Here is a 19,064-nt window from a genome sequence, read left to right on the forward strand (position 1 = left end):
CATAGGGAATATACTAATTTGGCTCAAGTAATTGTTAGATTAGGGGATACTACAAAAAAACAACAAACTCATTAGATCATCAAAAGGATATTAATGATGATAGGTCATTAGAATATAGTGGTAGTCCAATAAAATATATCAACACGTTTTTATTAATTTTTGCTTGCATGCTGTTTTGCTTTAACAAAACATATGCGAGAGGAGAGATTCCTGTCCAAAATGTGGTCATGCTCAATTAAGAGATATCATTTTTATCGTACAGGTTGGGAGAGTGAAACGAAACTCACATTCAAAAGCAGGATAAGGCATTAGTGAAAATCCTTGTTGTTGTGTATTAAAAATAAAGAAATTAAGGGATTTTTCTTTTTGAAAATGTTTTGAAGAAGTGGAGGAATAAAAAGTGGATTCTATGACTTTTGTCTTATTTGGGGCAACAGGGGATTTAGCCAAGAGAAAAATTTTCCCCGCCTTGTTTAATTTATATCTGGATCAAAAATTGCCTGACAGTTTTTTAGTTATTGGTGTAGGTTTAGAGGAATTGTCTGATGTGGATTTTCAAACACATGTAAAAGAATCATTATTCACTTTTTCCAGACATTTGTTAAATGACAAATCCAAAAAAGAAGAATTTTCCATGGAATTCCGTTATAGCCAATTAGATGTAACAAATGCTGAAGGGTATAAAAAGTTACTCCAACTCGTTCAACAAAATGAAAGAGAGCGGAACATTAAAGAGAATCGAATGTTCTATCTATCTGTTGCTCCTGAATTCTTTGATGTAATTGCTTTGAACATCAAGGAGAGTGGATTAGGATCGACAAAAGGATGGAAACGATTAATGATCGAAAAACCTTTTGGGCGTGATTTAAAATCTGCTCAAGATTTAAATGAAATACTAAGCAAAGCTTTTGAAGAAGACGAAATTTTCCGGATTGACCATTATCTTGGAAAACCGATGGTTCAAAACCTTGAAGCTTTAGAATTTGCCAACCCTGTGCTGCAATCACTATGGAACAATCGGTATATTGCCAATGTGCAAATAACGGCTAGTGAAACGGTTGGTGTAGAAGAGAGAGCTAGTTATTATGAAAAAGCAGGGGCTATTCGTGATATGGTCCAAAATCATATGATGCAGCTGTTGATGATGACGGCCATGCATCAGCCAAAACAGATGAGCACGAACGATATCCGTACAGTGAAAAGAAAAGTTATGGACTCTCTTCGGCCAGTACAGAGAGATACTGTAGGTATCCACGTTGTTCGTGGTCAATATGGACCGGGCGAAATAAAGGGTAAACCTGTAGTCGGATATTTAGAAGAACCTGGAGTGAATGCTTCTTCCACAAACGATACATTTGTGGCTGCTCGTTTATGGATTGATAGTTCATTCTGGGATGGGGTGCCATTTTATATCCGGACAGGAAAAAGAATGAAGGAAAAGTCGACGCGGATTGTAATTGAATTCAAGAGTCCAACGAAAAATGTGTTTACTAACGAGAATCAATTTGCAGAACCCAATCTATTAGTTTTCAAAGTAAGTCCAATTGAGGGTGTGTCGATGCAATTAAATAGCAAAAATTTAACAAATGGAAATTTGGAGCCGATAATTGTTGACTTCTCAGCAAGTACAAAAGACATACCAGAAGCTTACGAACTCTTAATATTCGATGCTCTGCGTGGGGACTCTACATTCTTTGCTCATTGGGACGAAGTTGAATTATCTTGGAAATGGGTACAGCCCGTTTTAGAGGCGTTTGAGGAAAATGACCTTCCACTCCACCTATATCAAGCCGGTTCGATGGGACCACAAGCTGCTTCGCAATTATTGGAAGAGGATGGTTTTAAATGGTGGGAAACTAGGGGGGAAGTTTAATCCGCACCTCCCTGGAAAGCCATTGGTATGAAGAGAGCAAATGGTTCCATAAGGAGACCATGAAGAACAACAAATGGGTAGCATAATAATATAGGCTATTTTTTGTAATTTAAAGGAGGAAACTCAAGTGAAAGTAGGATTAATTGGATTAGGGAAAATGGGTATGAACTTAGGAAAAAACTTAATTGACAATAAACACCATGTAATGGCGTTTGATCTAAATACACATGCTATTGAAGAAATTAAAAAATACGGAGTTGAAGGAGCATCCAGTTTACAAGATCTTGTTCAATCATTAGAAAAGCCACGAGTTGTTTGGATAATGGTCCCACACTCCGTCGTTGATTCAGTTATTAGTGAAATCACACCATTTCTAAGTGAGGGAGATATCGTCATTGAAGCTGGTAATTCGCATTATAAGGAATCCATTCGTCGTTACGAACAGATGAAGAAAGTTGGAGTGAGCTTTATGGATGCCGGTACTTCTGGGGGGATGGAAGGTGCTCGCTATGGTGCTTGTTATATGATTGGTGGAGATCCTGAAGCATGGAGCATTGTCGAGCCGATTTTTAGAGATACAGCTGTAGATAATGGGTATTTATATGCTGGGAAATCTGGTAGTGGCCACTTCTTAAAAATGGTCCACAATGGAATAGAATACGGAATGATGGCCGCCATTGGTGAAGGATTCGAAGTCCTGGAAAAAAGCGATTTCGATTTTGACTATGAAAAAGTGGCACGGGTGTGGAATAACGGTTCTGTCATCCGCTCATGGCTCATGGAATTGACAGAACGCGCATTTTCTAAAGATGCAAAATTAGATGAAATTAAGGGCATTATGTATTCTTCTGGGGAAGGGAAATGGACAGTTGAAACCGCTTTGGATCTTCAAACAGCTACCCCTGTTATCGCTATGTCTTTACTAATGCGTTACCGTTCATTAGACAATGATACATTTACAGGTAAAGTGGTAGCTGCCCTTCGTAATGAATTTGGCGGACATGCTGTGGAAAAATCATAAAGTCATCTGCTGTATATGTCTTTCGTTAAAATGAGCCGGAAATTCATTGGATTTTTAGTTCGGCATATCCCGAAAATTGCAACTATGTTGATTGAAGCGGAAGGAGCGAGACTCCTCGAAAATGCATTCACATTTTCTCGTGCGGTGCTTATTCACGGATGATGATTCAACGTCCTGCGGGAAAAACGGGACAAGGGAGACCCCGCAGCCGCACAGCGCCGAGGAGGCTACCCGTTCGCCCGCGGAAAGCGAGCACCTGGAGCCAACAGACAAGTTTGACAGAGCCAAAAAAATAAAACAATATTGAGGTGTGACATCATGAACGTATTGGATGCAAAAATCATTAACACACAATATGGTTTAGAAACCTATTTAGATATGGTGAAGAATATCGAAGTAAAAGAACTCCATTCTCCATTAGATAATGAGCCCTTTTATGAAATAGTATTAGGGATAGAGTATTTTCTTCTAAGGGACAGAAAATATTATGATAGTGAAAGGAATTATTTTCGGATTCGAATGAGCGAAGATTTTAATTCAATCACGTTAAGAGAGACAGATACCGAAAGTTTATTTGCTGTCAAAACCGAACACGAGAGAGACTCAACTAAGCTGCTGGTTGGAGAATGGCTGATAAAAACCAATGCTTTCAAGCAAGTAATAAGTGAACTGATCCAACAAAAGAAAACGGAGAATGTTCAAAATGAGGGAGACACTCGAAAAGTATCAGGAACGATAAGATTCTTGGAAATATTACTTGAAATCAAAGCAGAAGACATACTAAGTGCCGATGTAGAGAGGGACCATTGAGTTTTCTTAATACTAACTATCTTAATGTACGCTATTGATAATTACAAGGTCCTCTAAGGATTTTTTCAAAATTGAAGGGGAGTTTACATGTGTTTTTAAAAACTTCCCTTATATACTGTAGAAAAGAAGAATGCACTAACATGAAACGTTTTACTATGCCGAGAGATCTCTTTTACGGAGAAGGATCTCCGATTGTAGCAGCAAAGCTAAAGTTGATTGAAAGGGGAAGTGATGTATGACTATTTCGTTCGATTACTCCAATGCATTAGCATTTATGAAAAAGAGTGAAGTAGATAATCTAAGTGAATTTGTAAAAGTAGCTCATAAAATGCTACATGAAAAAACAGGCCCCGGCTCTGATTATCTTGGTTGGGTCGATTTGCCACTAAACTATGATAAGAGTGAATTTGAAAGAATTAAACAAGCTGCTGAAAGAATCAAGAAACATTCAGACGCAATGGTTGTAATTGGTATTGGTGGTTCGTACCTGGGGGCAAGATCAGCTATAGAATCTCTGTCCCATAGCTTTCATAACCAGATGAACAATAAGACACATGTTTATTTTGCCGGTCAGAATATCAGTTCTACTTATATCTCTCATTTATTTGAGCTATTAGAGGGGAAGGATATCTCTGTTAACGTCATTTCTAAATCAGGAACAACGACAGAGCCAGCCCTTGCTTTCCGTATTTTCCGTGACTATATGGAGAAAAAATACGGAAAAGAAGAGGCGAGAAAACGTATTTTTGCTACTACAGATCAGAAAAAAGGCGCATTAAAAAAGCTTGCGGACGAAGAAGGTTATGAAACGTTCGTTATTCCGGATGATGTTGGTGGAAGGTATTCTGTGCTAACAGCAGTTGGTCTTTTACCAATTGCCGTAGCAGGACTCGATATTGATCAAATGATGGAAGGGGCAGCAGCGGCTGCTCGTAAATACAACAATCCTGATTTATTGACAAATGAGAGCTACCAGTATGCTGCAGTGCGAAATGCACTCTACAATAAAGGCAAAGTTATCGAATTGCTTGTTAACTATGAGCCCTCCCTTCACTACGTATCGGAATGGTGGAAGCAGCTGTTTGGGGAAAGTGAAGGGAAAGATCAAAAAGGGCTTTTTCCTGCTTCTGTCGATTTTTCAACGGATTTGCATTCCATGGGGCAATATGTACAAGAAGGCCGACGAAACCTTATAGAAACAGTTTTACAGATTAAGAAACCTCGAATTGATGTAACCATTCATGAAGATCCGGATAATATCGATGGGTTAAACTTCTTAGCCGGTAAGACAATGGATGAAGTCAACAAAAGTGCATTTCAGGGTACCCTTATAGCCCATACAGATGGGGAAGTACCTAATCTCGTGATTGAACTGGATGAAATGAATGAGTTCACTTACGGTGAGATGGTTTACTTTTTCGAGAAGGCATGCGGGATTAGTGGTCATCTACTAGGCGTTAACCCATTCGACCAGCCAGGAGTCGAAGCATACAAAAAGAATATGTTTGCTTTACTTGGCAAACCTGGTTATGAAGCAGAAAAAGCTGCTATCCTGGAGCGTTTATCGAAATAATGTTTGGTTGTAGATTTCAGAGAATCTTTAGAAACTCGGTTATCATGCAGGGAGCTGCGGATTTCCATTACTGAAATATTAGTATATATGTAAAGAAGCCTTCAAGAATAAATCTTGAAGGCTTTAAATTCATCAAACTTTTATAGTAAAAACCAAAAATTTAGCGTAAAGCAGCGATTAGGCTTTCTCCAAATTCTTTGGCACCATCTGGGCCATCACCAGTGATAATATCATCATGTGCAACGACGTGTTTTTGAATATATTCTACCTTATTTTCTTTCAATTCGTTAATTTGCACATCAACTGGATAACATGTTGCTGTTCGTCCGGAAAGTAAACCTGTTTTAGCTACAGTAACGGCTCCTGCACAAATTCCTGTTACAAGAACTTTTTGCTGATATGCTTGCTTTAAGTATTCTAGTAGTTCTAGATTTCCCCATAGATGATCGTTCGTACCAGATCCGCCAATTACAGCTACGACATCATAATCAATTGCTGAAGCGTCGGAGAAGATTACTTCAGCGTTTGCCTTGCCTTGATAGTCGCCGGTAATTTCACCTGTTTTAGTGCTTGCTAGGGTTACTTCAACTCCAGCATTTTCTAATATTGTTTTAGGTTGAAATAATTCATCTTCATTAAATCGTTCCGGTGGAATAATAAGTAATGCTTTTTTATTCATAAATTTGCCTCCTAATAATAAAAAACTGGTCTATATGACTGAACCCAATTGTACAACGGGAGATCTACATTATGAAGACTGCACTTTTTTGTGCGGAGGTTACCTAAAAGTTACTGGTAAAATAAAAAGGGGGCTAAAAAGCAATGTCAGAAACATTAAGAGAAGAAATCAGACAGAAGATTTTAAAGGGTGATTATAACTGTGAAAAAGAACTCACCTTATCCATCATTAGTGGTAAATGGAAGATTGTTATTTTATGGCATTTAGGTGTTGAGGGACCACACCGATTCAGTGAACTACAGAGACTTTTCCCGAAAATATCACATAAAATATTAACGAATCAATTGCGTGAACTTATAGAAGATGGAGTCGTCCATAGAGAAGTTTTCCCTGAAGTTCCTCCAAAAGTTGAATATTCGATGACTGAACTCGGAATGACTTTACAACCAATTGTTGAAATGATGTATGAGTGGGGCAAAAAGCGAATAAAACAAATTAAACAAGATATTCATTCTCCAAAAAGGGAAACTGACAATTAATGATTTCACTATTTTTAAAAAATCAGCAGTTTGTATTATGTCGATCCACTTCATTACTGGCATGCTATAGACGTCATTCCTGGGGAATTTACCATGAATAAATTTGGGAAAGCAGTGGAAAACCCAGAAAAAGGAATATTTGTAATATGAACGTGGTACAATATGAAACCGAGTTTATCAGAATTATATTTGTATTTGCGCACTGAAGAAGGCAAGACTAAGTTGCCAAGGATTCTAATAGTTGCTGGAAAAACTACATAGAAAACATGATTGAGTCCTTCAAATGAAGTGTATTAGGTAACAAGCTTCACAAAAAAATAAAGAATAATACCACAAGTAGACTTTAAATAAGCCAAGACCTGGGGTTCTTTTTGTGATTAATGATCGGTATGGAATGCTTAAAGGGTTACAATCTGGAAAGATGCAAATAATATTTCTATGAAAAATAGCATTCCTGTTAATCATAACAGAAGAATAAAACAATTTAATTTTGGGTGTGATTATGAATAAATTTGTTGAATATGTGTTTATAACTTTGGGGGCATCAATGGTTGCCTTGGGAATAGAAACAATGTTAGCACCAAACGGGCTAGTAGATGGTGGTGTTACAGCGTTATCGATTATGGCGAATGCAATATGGGGAATTCCAATTTATGTTGTGTTATTGGGATTAAACATTCCTATCTTAATCTTTACATCCAAAGAAGTTGGGCAAACCTTTGTAATTAGAACTCTGTATGCAAATATCATTACCACCATTGGTTTAGTACTATTTAAATCAATCCCGCCTATTACTCAGTCAGACGTGTTAATTGTCTTATATGGCGGAGTAGTCTTAGGTGTAGGCATAGGGATTGTTGTAAAATTTGGTGGTGCAATAGACGGCACAGAAATGCTTGCAATTTGGTTTAACCAACACTATCGATTTCCAATTGCTTCATTTTTATTAGCAGTGAATTCTGCCATCTTTACGATTACGGCCTTTGTCTATTCGTTAGAACAGGCTATGCTCTCTCTAGCCGTTTTTTATATTGTGACGAAAATGATTAATTATGTTTTAGATGGATTAAATCACGGGAAAGCTGTAATGATTATTTCAGAAAAACCTGATGAAGTAGGAGATAGTATTATCAAAAATCTAAACATCAGCATCACATATTTGTATGGGGAGGGCGGGTTTTTAGGTCAAAGAAAGAAGATTATATATTGTATTACCGACAGGTTCATTTTTTCCAAATTAAAAAGTGTTGTTTTAGCAAAAGATCCAAAAGCTATAATGGAGGCTTCCTATGTTTGTGAAACATCTGGTATAGATAGGTCGCTTATATTACCCAATTCAAATTCTTCCGAAAAATCCTAATATTGTTTGAACCGTTAAGATTTTTTAAAGTGGATAATATTTAATGGTAGGTAAATTATACCGATTTGTATAGGTGTGATTACACCTACAGAAAACTGCAGGGCCGATGACGCAGTGATAAGCAAAAACATCTCAACGAACCGTTAATGCTCGGTAATTTTTTTCAACACTATTATCTAAAAAGTTTTAAAGATCCTCGTAACACTGACGGGGATCTTTTTGTTTTATGTAATCTTATTTAAAACGAACAAAAGTCATTGGTATATAAAAGTATAATATATATATATTTATATACTATATATTAAAAAAGTGCGTACTGTGAATGTTTTATTGTAGGTATTATACTAACATCTATGCCGTGAGCCAATCTTATTTAAAGTTAGAGAACGTAAGGAATAAGAACACATAACAATTTTTAGTAGGAAGAATGAAGATATTTTAGTAAACAAGCTGTAAATATTAACTCAATCCGCAAGGTGAAAAGGGAGTGAAAAATATGAATGTATTGGATGCGAAAATAATAAATACCCAATACGGTATGGAAACCTATTTAGACTTTGTGGAAAATGTGGAGGTTAAAGAACTTCATTATTCTACAGAGATAGCCCCATTTTACGAAATTACAATAGGGGTAGAGTATTTTCTGTTAAAGGAAGAAAAATATTATGACAGTAGAAAGAATTATTTTCGTATCCGTATGAATGCTGATATGAGTTGTATGACACTAAGGGAAACAAAAACGGAAAGCTTATTTGCTGTGAAAAACGAGTTTGAGAGAGATGCAACAAAGGAGCTGGTTGGGGAATGGCTCATCAAAACCAATGCGTTTAACCAAGTTATAAATGATCTGATTGAACAAAAGAAAATGGAAAACGTTCAAACAGAGGAACACATCCAAATAGTCTTAGGAACCATAAGGTTTTTGGACAAGTTATTAAAACTCAACACAGAAGTCATTTTGGGTGCAAACGTTGAGAGAGATCCTGAGTATGCTCATTAGTAACCTTTAACTATAGTTTAATTATGAATTATTATGTGATTTTAAAAAATAATAAGAGAATACTGATACAGCTTCCCCTACTTCATTAAGGAAAATTACGGACTATGATAAGGGAGTCAAGTATCCGGTTTTTTTGTTATGAAATCACGCTTGACATTGCCATTATTGATCCAGAGTTAACTTATTCCAGGCCGGCTTCGATCGTAGCTTATACGGGTATGGATGCTTTGACACATGGTATTGAAGCATATGTGTTTGTAAACACTAATATTTCTAATAAAAAGTTGAATGAGAGGTATTTTTATGAGTAAGAAAATATTGATTGTTACTGGAGATGCTGTTGAGGCACTTGAAGTTTTTTATCCTTATTATCGTTGTCTTGAAGAAGGATTCGATGTATCCATTGCTTCCCCTTCTGTTAAAAAGTTGCGCACAGTTAGCCATGATTTTATAGAGGGAATGGAGACATTTGAGGAAAAACCAGCATACAACCTTGAATCACATGTAGCTTTCAAAGATGTTAATCCGGAGCAGTATGACGGATTGATCATTCCGGGAGGACGTGCGCCAGAATACATTCGCATGTTTGATGAAGTCCCAAAGATTGTCAGCCATTTCTTTGAAGCCAATAAGCCAGTTGGGGCGATTTGCCATGCGGCACAGCTTTTGACTGTCATTCCAGACTTAATGAAAGGCCGGGAGTATACAGCTTATCCTTCTGTTGAGCCTGATGTAAGAGCCTGCGGAGCTACGTATATAAATAAAAACGTGCATACTCACCAAAATCTTGTGTCAGGTCAGGCATGGCCGGATTTACCAACATTCATGAGGGAATTTATTAACATGCTGAAGTAATTGTAAACTTATTCGAGTACTGCACCCCAAAAGTTAGAGTGAAAACTACTTTTGGGGTGTATTATTATGGCTAAATTTAATGAAGAATTTAAATTAAGGGTAAATTGGTATATATTTACAAAAAAGCATGGTATGGAAGACAGTACCCCGATTATAAGGTGGGTAAAAGCATTCGAGAAATCGGAGTGGAAGAGAGGAAGAAGCATAGGGTAACCCAGCATATAATCATCTCCCACCATCACCAAAGCCGTGTAATATGTCTAGTTATAAAAAACAATTTTGGTTATCTAAAGACCTAAAAAGAATGTTAACATTTTGCTAACGCAATCCCATAAAAAACGGTAAATCACCGTTAAAGATGTTACAGCCAACAATATCCAAAACGTTGATTTACCGCGTTTTTCGCACCTCTCGTTAACAATATTACACTCTAGCAGCCTACGGGCGGCATGATGTAATTAGGGTCTATAAACCCTTTTACATCAAGGTTTTAACCCTGTTAGGACTTTATTTGTCCGCGGATTTGTCCGCAAAATTAGATATACAACTATAAGAGAAGGTCTTTCATCAGTTTACTGAATTGTTGGGAGGCCTTTTCTTCCATATTCGCGGTCATATGAGCATAGATATTCATGGTAGTATTTATATCTGTGTGGCCTAATCTCTGCTGGATTTCCTTTATACCTACACCCGCTTCGATTAATAAAGAAGTGTGAGTATACCGGAAAGAGTGTGGCGTAATATTTTTTTCTATCCCTGCTATTTTAAGCAGCCTCTTTAGTCTTGTTTCAAAAACTTTCCTTAATTGCGGATGGCCATCTTCTCGAGGGAAGTAATGGACCTCCGTGTTTTACCAGTTAACTATTGTCGTTGTCGTTATAACATGCCCAATTTCATACCAATAAAAAACAATTCTTGTTATTTTCAGCACTAAAATAAGCAGCTGCCTTCCATTGGAAGTTTAGCTGCTTGTAAGTAAAGAGTATTCCCTTTTTCTTAAAAACGTAAAAACTTGACTTGTCACAAAGAGCCTACTTCAGTAAGGTGATAAACTCCCTCATGAATGTTGGTAAATCTGGCCATGCCTGACCTGAAACAAGATTTTGATGAATATGCACGTTCTTGTTGATATACGTAGCCCCACAAGCTTTTACATCCGGCTCGACAGAAGGATACGCTGTATATTCCCGGCCTTTCATCAAATCTGGAATTACGGTCAACAGCTGTGCCGCATGGCAAATCGCTCCAACCGGCTTATTCACTTCAAAGAAATGGCCCACAATCCTTGGCACTTCATCAAACATTCGGATGTATTCTGGCGCACGTCCTCCCGGAATGATCAATCCGTCATATTCTTCAGGATGGACATCCTTGAATGCAACATGTGATTCGAGGCGATACGCAGGTTTTTCCTCAAATGTCTCCATTCCCTCTATAAAGTCATGACTGACGGTACGCAGCTTTTTAATAGAAGGGGAAGCGATGGTAACATCATAACCTTCTTCGAGACAGCGATAGTAGGGATAAAATACCTCAAGTGCCTCTACCGCATCACCCGTAACAATTAATACTTTTTTACTCATGAACATACCTCACATTCATCATATATAAGACTAGAATGACCAGGAATAAAAACATTTATCCTGGTTTTCGCATTATCACAAACGAAATATTACTGACTCTTCAGGCTCTCATTAAAAGTTGATTTTATCTCCGTTGTAAGCAGCAATGTAGATTTTTTTCATATCCTCTATTGATACTTGTCTCGGGTTTGATGGAGTACACGGGTCTTCAACAGCCCCCTCGGCCATCTGGTCCAGGTGTTTGTGAAATTCTGCCTCATCCACACCAAATTCCTTTAAAGTGAGCGGAAGATTTAAAGATTTGTTTAAGCGGCGTATCAGTTCTGTTAATGAATCAATTAATTCATCGTCTGTGCTACCATCTAAACCAAGCATCCTTGCAATGTCAGCATACCTTGAACTTTCAGCCTTTTTATTATAATCAATTACGTACGGGAGATAGAGTGCATTAGCTGTTCCATGCGGAATTTTAAAAATCGCCCCACTCTTATGGGACAGGCTGTGGACAATTCCTAGGAATCCATTTGAAAAGGCCATGCCTGCAATGGCTTGTGCATAATGCATTTCTGCTCTTGCAGCTTTATCACCAGATGCGGATTTTTCTATATTTTCTACAACCTGCCTGATCGACTGCATTGCCAACGGATCAGTAAAAGAGTTATGCGCAGTGGACACATAAGCTTCTATACCGTGTGTTAAGGCATCCATTCCCGTATAAGCTACAATGGGAGCCGGCATGGAATACGTCAACTCAGGATCAATAATTGCGATATCGGGCGTGATCTCATATCCGAATACCGGATACTTAACTCCCTTATCATAGTCTGTAATAACAGAAAATGGTGATACATCGCTGCCTGTTCCACTAGTTGTTGAAATCGCGATGAAACGCGCCTTCTTACGCAATGTCGGCAGTACGTTGGGAGCCTTGATCTGATCAAATGGCAGCTCAGGGTTTTCGTAAAAAATCCACATTAGCTTTGCCGCATCAAGTGGCGATCCACCACCAGCGGCAATGATCCAATCCGGCTGGAATTCTTCCATTTTCTTGCCCCCGTTTTGGGCGGTTGTTATTGATGGATCGTTTTCAACGCCTTCAATTAGTTGGGTTTCTATGCCAGCCTCACGCAAATGGGATTCGATTTTATCCAAATAACCGGACTTTTTAATCGATTGACCTCCAATAACAATGGTCGCTTTTTTCCCTTTAAGGCTTTTCAATACTTCCAGCGACCCTTCCCCAAAGTAAACATCTCTCGGAATTGTAAAACGGTACATATGTGCTCTCTCCTTTTCTTTCGTAATGGAACTGTAACAGTTTTCCCCTAAGGTTATGTCAAAAAAACAAAAATCAACTAATTGTTAAACTTAAGGTCATCTCTAACTACTTTCTGTTCATCAATTTCTTCATCAAGTAATATTTCATGTTTCTCTGGAATTTTTTCCAAATCCAAATCACCCCTTTTATTTCATTACTCAATTAGGCAGGAGCTTTTCTTACTAAACTGCCTGTTAGTGGATCTGTCTAGAATAAAAGAAAATTAAGATGGCACGAATGAAGTAAAGTAGTATTTAGAGTAAGAAGATTTTCACTTTAACATAATATAGAATGAAAGCCTGAACTAATTATTTGTTAAGAGGAAGCTAAATCGTATACAATATGTCAGCTAGTATCAAATTGAAATTTTACTATGAGAAGAGGTTCAATTCATCATGAGCAATGAAAATACAAAAAAACTGGACATCCTTTCTGCATTCAACTTTCGCCATGCAACAAAGGTGTTTAACGGAACAAAGAAAATTTCCGATGAGGATTTTACATTCATTTTAGAAACAGGCCGGTTGTCCCCAAGTTCTGTTGGATACGAGCCATGGAAATTCCTTGTTGTGCAAAATAAGGAGTTTCGTGAAAAGCTAAGAGAGGTTTCATGGGGTGCCCAAGGACAGCTACCGACTGCAAGCCATTTTGTTGTTATTCTTGCACGTACAGATGTAAGGTATGATTCTGAGTATGTGCAGCAGTTGCAGAAGCATGTGAAGCATATGCCTGATGATTTGCTAGAGCAACTGAAGCCTAGATACAGAAGTTTTCAAGAGGAAGATCAGCACCTGTTTGAAAGCGACCGGGCATTGTTTGATTGGGCGAGCAAGCAAACATATATTGCGCTTGGCAATATGATGACCGCTGCGGCGCAAATCGGCATTGACTCTTGTCCGATTGAAGGCTTTAGCTATGACAAAGTAAATGAGATTTTGGAGAAGGAAGGACTTCTTGAAAATGGCAAGCTTGCTGTATCTGCTATGGTTGCCTTTGGCTATCGCGCCGAGGATCCGACGCGTCCGAAAACGCGAAGAACTATGGAAGATGTTGTACAGTGGATTAACTAACAAAGTAAAGAATTCTAGTGCAAAGATGATTACAAAACAACATAAGACTTGAATTTAATCCTAACATTCGGATTATGTACAAGGCCACTTTGGGATTTTGGGTAAGTTCACCCCTCGGTGAACTTACCCTTTTACCTATTGCCTGCGTTACTTAAAAAAACAATTTCCCTCTAATATATAGAGATAATAATATGAAGGAACAGATAAAAAGAGTAGTTCATCAAATATCAGAGAAATGCAAATTAAGTACTGACATAACAATCACCATTCAAAAAAGCTGATCTGACTATAGATCAGCTTTTAAATCATTTTTTTCGTAATCCTTTTCCTTTAGTCTGTATCAACAGTATGGGGTCAAATACATATTATTGAATCTAGAGTGATAATAATTCCTGTTCCTGAACTCCCATGAAAATAAAAACTGAAAAAAGGCATACAAAAATAGACTCAAAAAGGCTGGGCCTCATAAAAGTTAGATCTAAAATTTGTGGTACATGGCTTGAATTCAGGCCCTTCTCGGTGGAGTAAAAATAAGTGCAGCTGGAGCAACAACCAGAATTAGGATTAATCTCCCATGAGTGCTACCCATCAAGGGTGCGGCTTCTCATCAGTTCACTGAACTTTTGGGAGGCTTCTTTTTTCACTTATTGGGTTACTAAAGGTACATATGTTTTCGACTGTCTAAGTGAGACACCAGCCTCAGGTAGAAACGATGATGGGTGTATCTTAGATGGAATGTTGACAAGTGGCTATTTTGTACAGCCCCCCGCGGGCCACACAGATTAGATGCCATAACCTACAATTTTATGATCGATAAACAGACCAGGCACTAGAAAAAATTTTAATCATATATAGGTGATATCCCGTGCGAACTTGATGAGGAGGATCATATCATGAAACCTATATTACCTATTGAAAAATATTTCGGTACGTTAGAACTAGTTTTTGCATTTAATGGGGCAATGCCTACAGGTGTTAGTGTTTCAGAGACCGGACGTATTTTCATTTGCTTTCCAAAATGGGGAGACGACGTTAAATTTACGGTGGCGGAAATTGTTGGGGATAAATTGCAGCCATATCCTAATTTAGAAACCAATATAGTTAACCTCGAGAATATCACTAATTCCTTCATTAGTGTGCAAAGTGTAGTGGCTGATGGAAGGGGAACGCTTTGGGTAGTAGATACAGCGGCGCCAAATTTTTCTGAACCTATTAAAGGTGGGGCGAAATTAGTTGCTGTTGATTTAAAAACCAATACAATCAGAAGAGTATATACATTTACAGAAGATGTTGTCCTTCCAACAACTTACCTGAATGATGTCCGGTTTGATTTTCGTATTGGAAACGCAGGTTATGCCTATATAACAGATTCTTCTTCCAAAGGACCAGGAGCTATTATCGTCGTAGATTTAGAAAATGGAAACGCGTTTAGACGGTTAAATGGAGCAAATTCAACGTCACCCGATCCCTATATGATACCGAAAGTAGAAGGAAAAGTGTTGATGAATCGAAATAAAGATGGCGGGACTTCTCCATTTAGATTGGCGTCTGACGGTATTGCGATTTCTCCTGATGGAAAGGTATTATTTTTTTGTCCACTAACAAGCCGTCATCTATTCTCGATTTCAACAGAAGCATTGAGAGACAGAAATATACCGGACAGGGATTTACATTATCATGTGAAGTATTGGGGAGAAAAAGGTGCTTCTGATGGAATGATAACAGATGCAAAAGGGGCCGTTTATGCTGGAGATTATGAGAACAATAGCATTCGAAAGATATTGCCGAATGCCACAATGGTAACCATCGCACACGATCCGAGAATTTTATGGCCGGATACTTTTTCGATTGGTCCGGATCAATATTTATATGTCATTGTGAACCAATTACATCGGCAGGCAAGATTTCATTATGGAAAAGACCTGAGACAAAAACCTTATAGTTTACTTCGTATGAAAATTGATGAATTTCCTGCTCCTACCTTTCCATAAGAAAAATTTAATTATATGCAATTAATGAAAAGAGACTTTCACTATGATTTTTAACACAGTCATGGAGCCAACTGGAGCCCCGTTTAATTCGATTGCCAAGTTAAAACGATGGGCCCGTCCAAACCGTTAAGGGGTATCCACCAAATTTAAATTTATTCTGAATTCTTTTTTATAGTTCATTGTTAACCAGCCAGCACCCTATGTGTTGCCGCATACACTCCTGACATGTGGTTTGTTTCTACTATGGTTAAAAATATTACAGTTTGAAACTAAATGGACGGAATAATGTAATCATCCGCATCCCAGTAACGAAAAAGGATAGATAAGAGCCTTTCAATGCTGCTTATCTATCCTTTTAATTTTTTATTACATATAAATTTTCCTCTAATATCCTATATGTACCCCGATGCTTTATATCCCATTTTTAAATATTTATGTCCACCTTTAAAAATGTTAACTTAAAGCCTTTTTTCATACACTATTTCTTTCTATGTATGTATAAAAATGAATGGGCGGTATGATGTAAGAAAGGCTACAAAGGCCTTATACGTTCAGGGTTTATCCGGGACATTAATGCCGTTTGACCACAATTTGACCACTTATGTATTAAAATCAACCTGTTGGGAGTTTCCCGAGAGGTTTTTAATTTTGTAAAATGTGTTTTTCAGAATTTAAAACACCTAAATGTTAGCGACAAACCCCTCTATTCTCACCAACAGCACCCTAAATTGGTAGACGCAAGTAACAATTGTTGGTGTTTTTTTGCTTCGATAGCACCCAGTCTCAGGGTAGGAAATCTAAAAATAAAAACTGTAAAACAGTTCAAAATAGAAACAATGGTACTTCTCCAATGTTTTCGACAACGATTTTTGTTGCAGTCATTCTTATTGGTTATACATTCACCAGGCCAAAAACTTAGAGAAAGGATGATCCCAAATGTACGAAAAGTGGAATAAGCAATTTATTGGAGGAGAATGGAGGGAGGGAAACGGAGAAAGAGTGTACGAGGATAAAAATCCTTATAGTGAAGAAACCCTTGTACAGATTCGCTTAGCCAATTCTGAGGATATTGATGAAGCTTATCGTTCTGCCCGGAAGGCACAGAAAGAATGGGAAGAGATCAATGCTTATGATAGGGTAACTATAATGGAAAAGGCTGTTGAGTTAGTGAAAGAACGCAGGGAAGAAATCGTTAAAATTCTGATTGATGAGAATGGTGCTTCTCATACGAAAGCAAACATTGAAGTTGACGGGGCAATTGGCATCATGAAAGAAGCGGCAACATTTCCGCTTAGGATGCATGGGAAAATTATGCCTTCCGTTATACCAGGGAAGGAAAATCGAATTTACCATAACCCGGCTGGAGTGGTGGGAATCATTAGCCCCTTTAATTTTCCATTTCATCTAACTATGCGCTCCCTTGCACCCGCATTAGCGGCAGGAAATGGCGTAGTCATCAAGCCAGATTTGCAAACGATGATTTCTGGCGGTCTGTTCATGGGGAAATTATTTGAAGATGCGGGTATTCCGAAAGGGTTATTAAATATAACGGTTTGCAGTTCCTCTGAAATCAAAGATGCTTTTGTTGAACATCCAATTCCTCAAATTATTTCTTTTACTGGATCTACGCCTGTGGGGAGACATATAGGAGAATTGTGTGGAAGGCATCTTAAACGCGTGGCTTTGGAGCTAGGCGGAAATAATGCCATGATTGTACTTAAGGATGCAGATATAGAAAGAGCTGCTGGTTCTGCTGCATTTGGTAAGTTCCTTAATGCGGGGCAAATCTGTATGTCGTTGAACCGTATTATCGTGGAGCGTCCCGTATATGAAGAGTTTTTAAGAGCGCTTGTGGACAAAGCATCTCAAATTAAATATGGCAACCCAGCGGATAGAGATGTTGTCGTTGGCCCGCTTATCAATAACAAGCAAGTTGGCCGGATTCAAGAATTAATCGACAAAAGCTTAGAAATGGGTGCCAGTTACGCCTTGAAGGGAGAAATTGAGGGGAATGTGTTTGCTCCTACAATCCTCACAGACGTCACCAATAACATGCCGATTGCACAGGAAGAAATATTTGGGCCTGCTGTAGGGGTCATTGTTGTAGAGGATGAGATAGAGGCTATACGAGTAGCGAACGAAAGTGAATATGGACTGAGCGGGGCGGTTCATGCCGGCTCTATTGAACATGGTGTAGAGGTGGCCAAACAAATCGTCACGGGAATGATTCATGTGAATGACCAAGGGGTAAATGATGAACCGATTGTGGCGTTTGGAGGAGAAAAAGCTTCCGGTTTAGGTCGTTATGGCGGTGAATGGGCACTGCATGAATTTACCACAACGAAATGGATATCTGTCCAAACAAATCCTAGAGAGTATCCGTTTTGACAAAGCCCCCGGTTCCATGGGAGATTGATATATTGAAGAATTACATGCCAGTAAAAATACAAGGCTGATGCTCCCATAGTGTAAATTTTAACTAACAAAGGTTAATCTGTTTTGAGGCAGGGTAACCTAATTAAGACTTTTTCTAGAAAGGATGATCACCATGGCTATGAACACAACAGAACAATCTCTATCGGTACGACAAGCAATTGAAAAACGCCATAGCATTCGCACATATAAGCAGGAGCCTATTCCTCAGCAAGACCTAAATAAGATTTTTGAGTTGGTCCGCTTATCCCCAAGTGCATGGAACCTTCAACCTTGGCGTTTTCATGTAGTGACAGATAACGATTTAAAGGAAAAGTTGGAAGAAGCAGCTTATGGTCAAAAACAAGTGACTTCAGCTCCAGCGGTTGTTGTGGTTACAAGTGATATGGAGGATGTACTTGCTAATATTGCTGACACTGTACATCCGGGACTTTCTCCAGAGCGCAAGGAAGAAGAAGTGGCCAATTTGTCAGGTTTTTTCAATGGTATGACGGTGGAAGATCGTGCTCAATGGGGATTAACCCAAACAAATATTGCGTTCGGGTTCCTAATGCTTGCCGTTCAAGGATATGGATATTCAAGCAACCCTATGCTGGGCTTTGATCAGGAAAAAGTAAGAGAGCTCCTGAATCTTCCCGGGCATGTCAAATTTGCAGGCATTCTACCCATTGGGAAAGCAGATTCTGAAGGATATCCGCATCATCGTTTTGACTTAGAGAAAATCGCTACATTCCATTAACTATACAGGATTCACTGGAGGGCTCTTAAGTCCTCCTTTTTTATTTCAAGACATCGACCGTCACGCCATTAAAGATGTAACGCCAGTCGATGCTTTATTTATAGGGTAAAATATGAAACCAGTTTCATGCCAAATTTTTTCTTTTTTGAAAGTATTTCAATATTTAATATGTTTAATCAAACGTTTAATTAAGAACTGTTTTATCGATATCATCAAGCTA

Annotated in this window: 17 protein-coding genes and 1 pseudogene; 14 read left to right on the forward strand and 4 right to left on the reverse strand. The window is 38.2% G+C overall.

What is annotated here, in order from left to right; translation table 11 throughout:
• The first annotated feature begins 400 nt into the window (after positions 1-400).
• The 4 genes from zwf (at position 401) to CUU66_RS02400 (ending at position 5,277) form a co-directional block, all read left to right on the forward strand.
• Positions 401-1,873, forward strand: coding sequence for a glucose-6-phosphate dehydrogenase (gene zwf / locus CUU66_RS02380; RefSeq protein ID WP_101640088.1), 1,473 nt, complete (start codon positions 401-403; stop codon positions 1,871-1,873).
• Between the two features lie 127 nt (positions 1,874-2,000).
• Positions 2,001-2,894: a phosphogluconate dehydrogenase (NAD(+)-dependent, decarboxylating) gene (gene gnd / locus CUU66_RS02385; RefSeq protein WP_101640089.1), complete on the forward strand. Its 894-nt coding sequence runs from the start codon at positions 2,001-2,003 to the stop codon at positions 2,892-2,894.
• 318 nt (positions 2,895-3,212) lie between these two features.
• Positions 3,213-3,704 carry a hypothetical protein gene (locus CUU66_RS02395; protein ID WP_101640091.1) on the forward strand — a complete coding sequence of 164 codons (492 nt, stop codon included), beginning with the start codon at positions 3,213-3,215 and terminating at the stop codon, positions 3,702-3,704.
• Between the two features lie 235 nt (positions 3,705-3,939).
• Complete coding sequence (locus CUU66_RS02400; protein WP_101640092.1) at positions 3,940-5,277, forward strand: glucose-6-phosphate isomerase; 1,338 nt, start codon at positions 3,940-3,942, stop codon at positions 5,275-5,277.
• A 160-nt stretch (positions 5,278-5,437) separates the two neighbouring features.
• Here CUU66_RS02400 and CUU66_RS02405 read toward each other — a convergent pair whose 3' ends face one another.
• Positions 5,438-5,956: a DJ-1/PfpI family protein gene (locus CUU66_RS02405; protein ID WP_101592853.1), complete on the reverse strand. Its 519-nt coding sequence runs from the start codon at positions 5,954-5,956 to the stop codon at positions 5,438-5,440.
• A gap of 143 nt (positions 5,957-6,099) precedes the next feature.
• Between CUU66_RS02405 and CUU66_RS02410 the strand changes: the two genes are divergently transcribed.
• The 6 genes from CUU66_RS02410 (at position 6,100) to CUU66_RS23935 (ending at position 9,923) form a co-directional block, all read left to right on the forward strand.
• The gene (locus tag CUU66_RS02410) at positions 6,100-6,495 is read left to right on the forward strand and encodes a winged helix-turn-helix transcriptional regulator (RefSeq protein ID WP_101592854.1); all 396 of its coding nucleotides are present in this window, start codon (positions 6,100-6,102) and stop codon (positions 6,493-6,495) included.
• A gap of 502 nt (positions 6,496-6,997) precedes the next feature.
• Positions 6,998-7,855 (forward strand): YitT family protein, encoded by an 858-nt coding sequence (locus tag CUU66_RS02415; RefSeq protein WP_101640093.1) that lies wholly within the window; start codon positions 6,998-7,000, stop codon positions 7,853-7,855.
• A gap of 496 nt (positions 7,856-8,351) precedes the next feature.
• Positions 8,352-8,855, forward strand: coding sequence for a hypothetical protein (locus CUU66_RS02420; protein WP_101640094.1), 504 nt, complete (start codon positions 8,352-8,354; stop codon positions 8,853-8,855).
• Positions 8,856-8,959: 104 nt separating this feature from the next.
• Positions 8,960-9,166, forward strand: coding sequence for an iron-containing alcohol dehydrogenase (locus CUU66_RS02425; protein WP_180955126.1), 207 nt, complete (start codon positions 8,960-8,962; stop codon positions 9,164-9,166).
• Entirely contained in the window at positions 9,159-9,710 is a 552-nt protein-coding gene (locus CUU66_RS02430; protein ID WP_101592857.1) for a DJ-1/PfpI family protein, read from the forward strand. The genes CUU66_RS02425 and CUU66_RS02430 overlap by 8 nt, the downstream gene beginning before the upstream one ends.
• A gap of 66 nt (positions 9,711-9,776) precedes the next feature.
• Positions 9,777-9,923, forward strand: coding sequence for a hypothetical protein (locus CUU66_RS23935; RefSeq protein ID WP_180955127.1), 147 nt, complete (start codon positions 9,777-9,779; stop codon positions 9,921-9,923).
• Between the two features lie 334 nt (positions 9,924-10,257).
• Here CUU66_RS23935 and CUU66_RS02435 read toward each other — a convergent pair.
• From CUU66_RS02435 to CUU66_RS02445, 3 genes and pseudogenes are all read right to left on the reverse strand, one after another.
• Positions 10,258-10,542 (reverse strand): annotated as a pseudogene (locus CUU66_RS02435) (tyrosine-type recombinase/integrase); the annotation flags it as partial.
• Between the two features lie 199 nt (positions 10,543-10,741).
• Positions 10,742-11,293: a DJ-1/PfpI family protein gene (locus CUU66_RS02440; RefSeq protein WP_101640095.1), complete on the reverse strand. Its 552-nt coding sequence runs from the start codon at positions 11,291-11,293 to the stop codon at positions 10,742-10,744.
• Positions 11,294-11,404: 111 nt separating this feature from the next.
• Positions 11,405-12,571 carry an iron-containing alcohol dehydrogenase gene (locus CUU66_RS02445; RefSeq protein ID WP_101640096.1) on the reverse strand — a complete coding sequence of 389 codons (1,167 nt, stop codon included), beginning with the start codon at positions 12,569-12,571 and terminating at the stop codon, positions 11,405-11,407.
• A gap of 435 nt (positions 12,572-13,006) precedes the next feature.
• On the opposite strand from CUU66_RS02445, the gene CUU66_RS02450 reads away from it, so the two are divergent.
• The 4 genes from CUU66_RS02450 to CUU66_RS02465 all read left to right on the forward strand — a co-directional run bounded on the left by CUU66_RS02450 (position 13,007) and on the right by CUU66_RS02465 (position 18,844).
• Positions 13,007-13,681, forward strand: coding sequence for an NAD(P)H-dependent oxidoreductase (locus tag CUU66_RS02450; protein WP_101640097.1), 675 nt, complete (start codon positions 13,007-13,009; stop codon positions 13,679-13,681).
• Between the two features lie 893 nt (positions 13,682-14,574).
• Complete coding sequence (locus CUU66_RS02455; protein WP_101640098.1) at positions 14,575-15,672, forward strand: L-dopachrome tautomerase-related protein; 1,098 nt, start codon at positions 14,575-14,577, stop codon at positions 15,670-15,672.
• 936 nt (positions 15,673-16,608) lie between these two features.
• Positions 16,609-18,060, forward strand: a complete 1,452-nt coding sequence (locus CUU66_RS02460; protein WP_101640099.1) for an aldehyde dehydrogenase family protein — start codon at positions 16,609-16,611, stop codon at positions 18,058-18,060.
• Between the two features lie 160 nt (positions 18,061-18,220).
• Positions 18,221-18,844 carry a nitroreductase family protein gene (locus CUU66_RS02465; protein ID WP_257967875.1) on the forward strand — a complete coding sequence of 208 codons (624 nt, stop codon included), beginning with the start codon at positions 18,221-18,223 and terminating at the stop codon, positions 18,842-18,844.
• Positions 18,845-19,064 lie beyond the last annotated feature (220 nt).

Source organism: Peribacillus deserti (assembly GCF_002863585.1).
In the GTDB taxonomy this organism is placed as follows: domain Bacteria; phylum Bacillota; class Bacilli; order Bacillales; family DSM-1321; genus Paraperibacillus; species Paraperibacillus deserti_A.

What these genes read in the sequence shown, in the direction of transcription:
- CUU66_RS02405 (WP_101592853.1), bottom strand. Translation starts at nt 5,956, where the DNA reads ATGAATAAAAAAGCATTACTTATTATTCCACCGGAACGATTTAATGAA.
- CUU66_RS02455 (WP_101640098.1), top strand. Translation starts at nt 14,575, where the DNA reads ATGAAACCTATATTACCTATTGAAAAATATTTCGGTACGTTAGAACTA.
- CUU66_RS02420 (WP_101640094.1), top strand. Translation starts at nt 8,352, where the DNA reads ATGAATGTATTGGATGCGAAAATAATAAATACCCAATACGGTATGGAA.
- CUU66_RS02465 (WP_257967875.1), top strand. Translation starts at nt 18,221, where the DNA reads ATGGCTATGAACACAACAGAACAATCTCTATCGGTACGACAAGCAATT.
- CUU66_RS02410 (WP_101592854.1), top strand. Translation starts at nt 6,100, where the DNA reads ATGTCAGAAACATTAAGAGAAGAAATCAGACAGAAGATTTTAAAGGGT.
- CUU66_RS02460 (WP_101640099.1), top strand. Translation starts at nt 16,609, where the DNA reads ATGTACGAAAAGTGGAATAAGCAATTTATTGGAGGAGAATGGAGGGAG.
- CUU66_RS02450 (WP_101640097.1), top strand. Translation starts at nt 13,007, where the DNA reads ATGAGCAATGAAAATACAAAAAAACTGGACATCCTTTCTGCATTCAAC.
- CUU66_RS02400 (WP_101640092.1), top strand. Translation starts at nt 3,940, where the DNA reads ATGACTATTTCGTTCGATTACTCCAATGCATTAGCATTTATGAAAAAG.
- CUU66_RS02425 (WP_180955126.1), top strand. Translation starts at nt 8,960, where the DNA reads ATGATAAGGGAGTCAAGTATCCGGTTTTTTTGTTATGAAATCACGCTT.
- CUU66_RS02415 (WP_101640093.1), top strand. Translation starts at nt 6,998, where the DNA reads ATGAATAAATTTGTTGAATATGTGTTTATAACTTTGGGGGCATCAATG.
- CUU66_RS02395 (WP_101640091.1), top strand. Translation starts at nt 3,213, where the DNA reads ATGAACGTATTGGATGCAAAAATCATTAACACACAATATGGTTTAGAA.
- CUU66_RS02445 (WP_101640096.1), bottom strand. Translation starts at nt 12,571, where the DNA reads ATGTACCGTTTTACAATTCCGAGAGATGTTTACTTTGGGGAAGGGTCG.
- CUU66_RS02440 (WP_101640095.1), bottom strand. Translation starts at nt 11,293, where the DNA reads ATGAGTAAAAAAGTATTAATTGTTACGGGTGATGCGGTAGAGGCACTT.
- CUU66_RS02430 (WP_101592857.1), top strand. Translation starts at nt 9,159, where the DNA reads ATGAGTAAGAAAATATTGATTGTTACTGGAGATGCTGTTGAGGCACTT.
- CUU66_RS23935 (WP_180955127.1), top strand. Translation starts at nt 9,777, where the DNA reads ATGGCTAAATTTAATGAAGAATTTAAATTAAGGGTAAATTGGTATATA.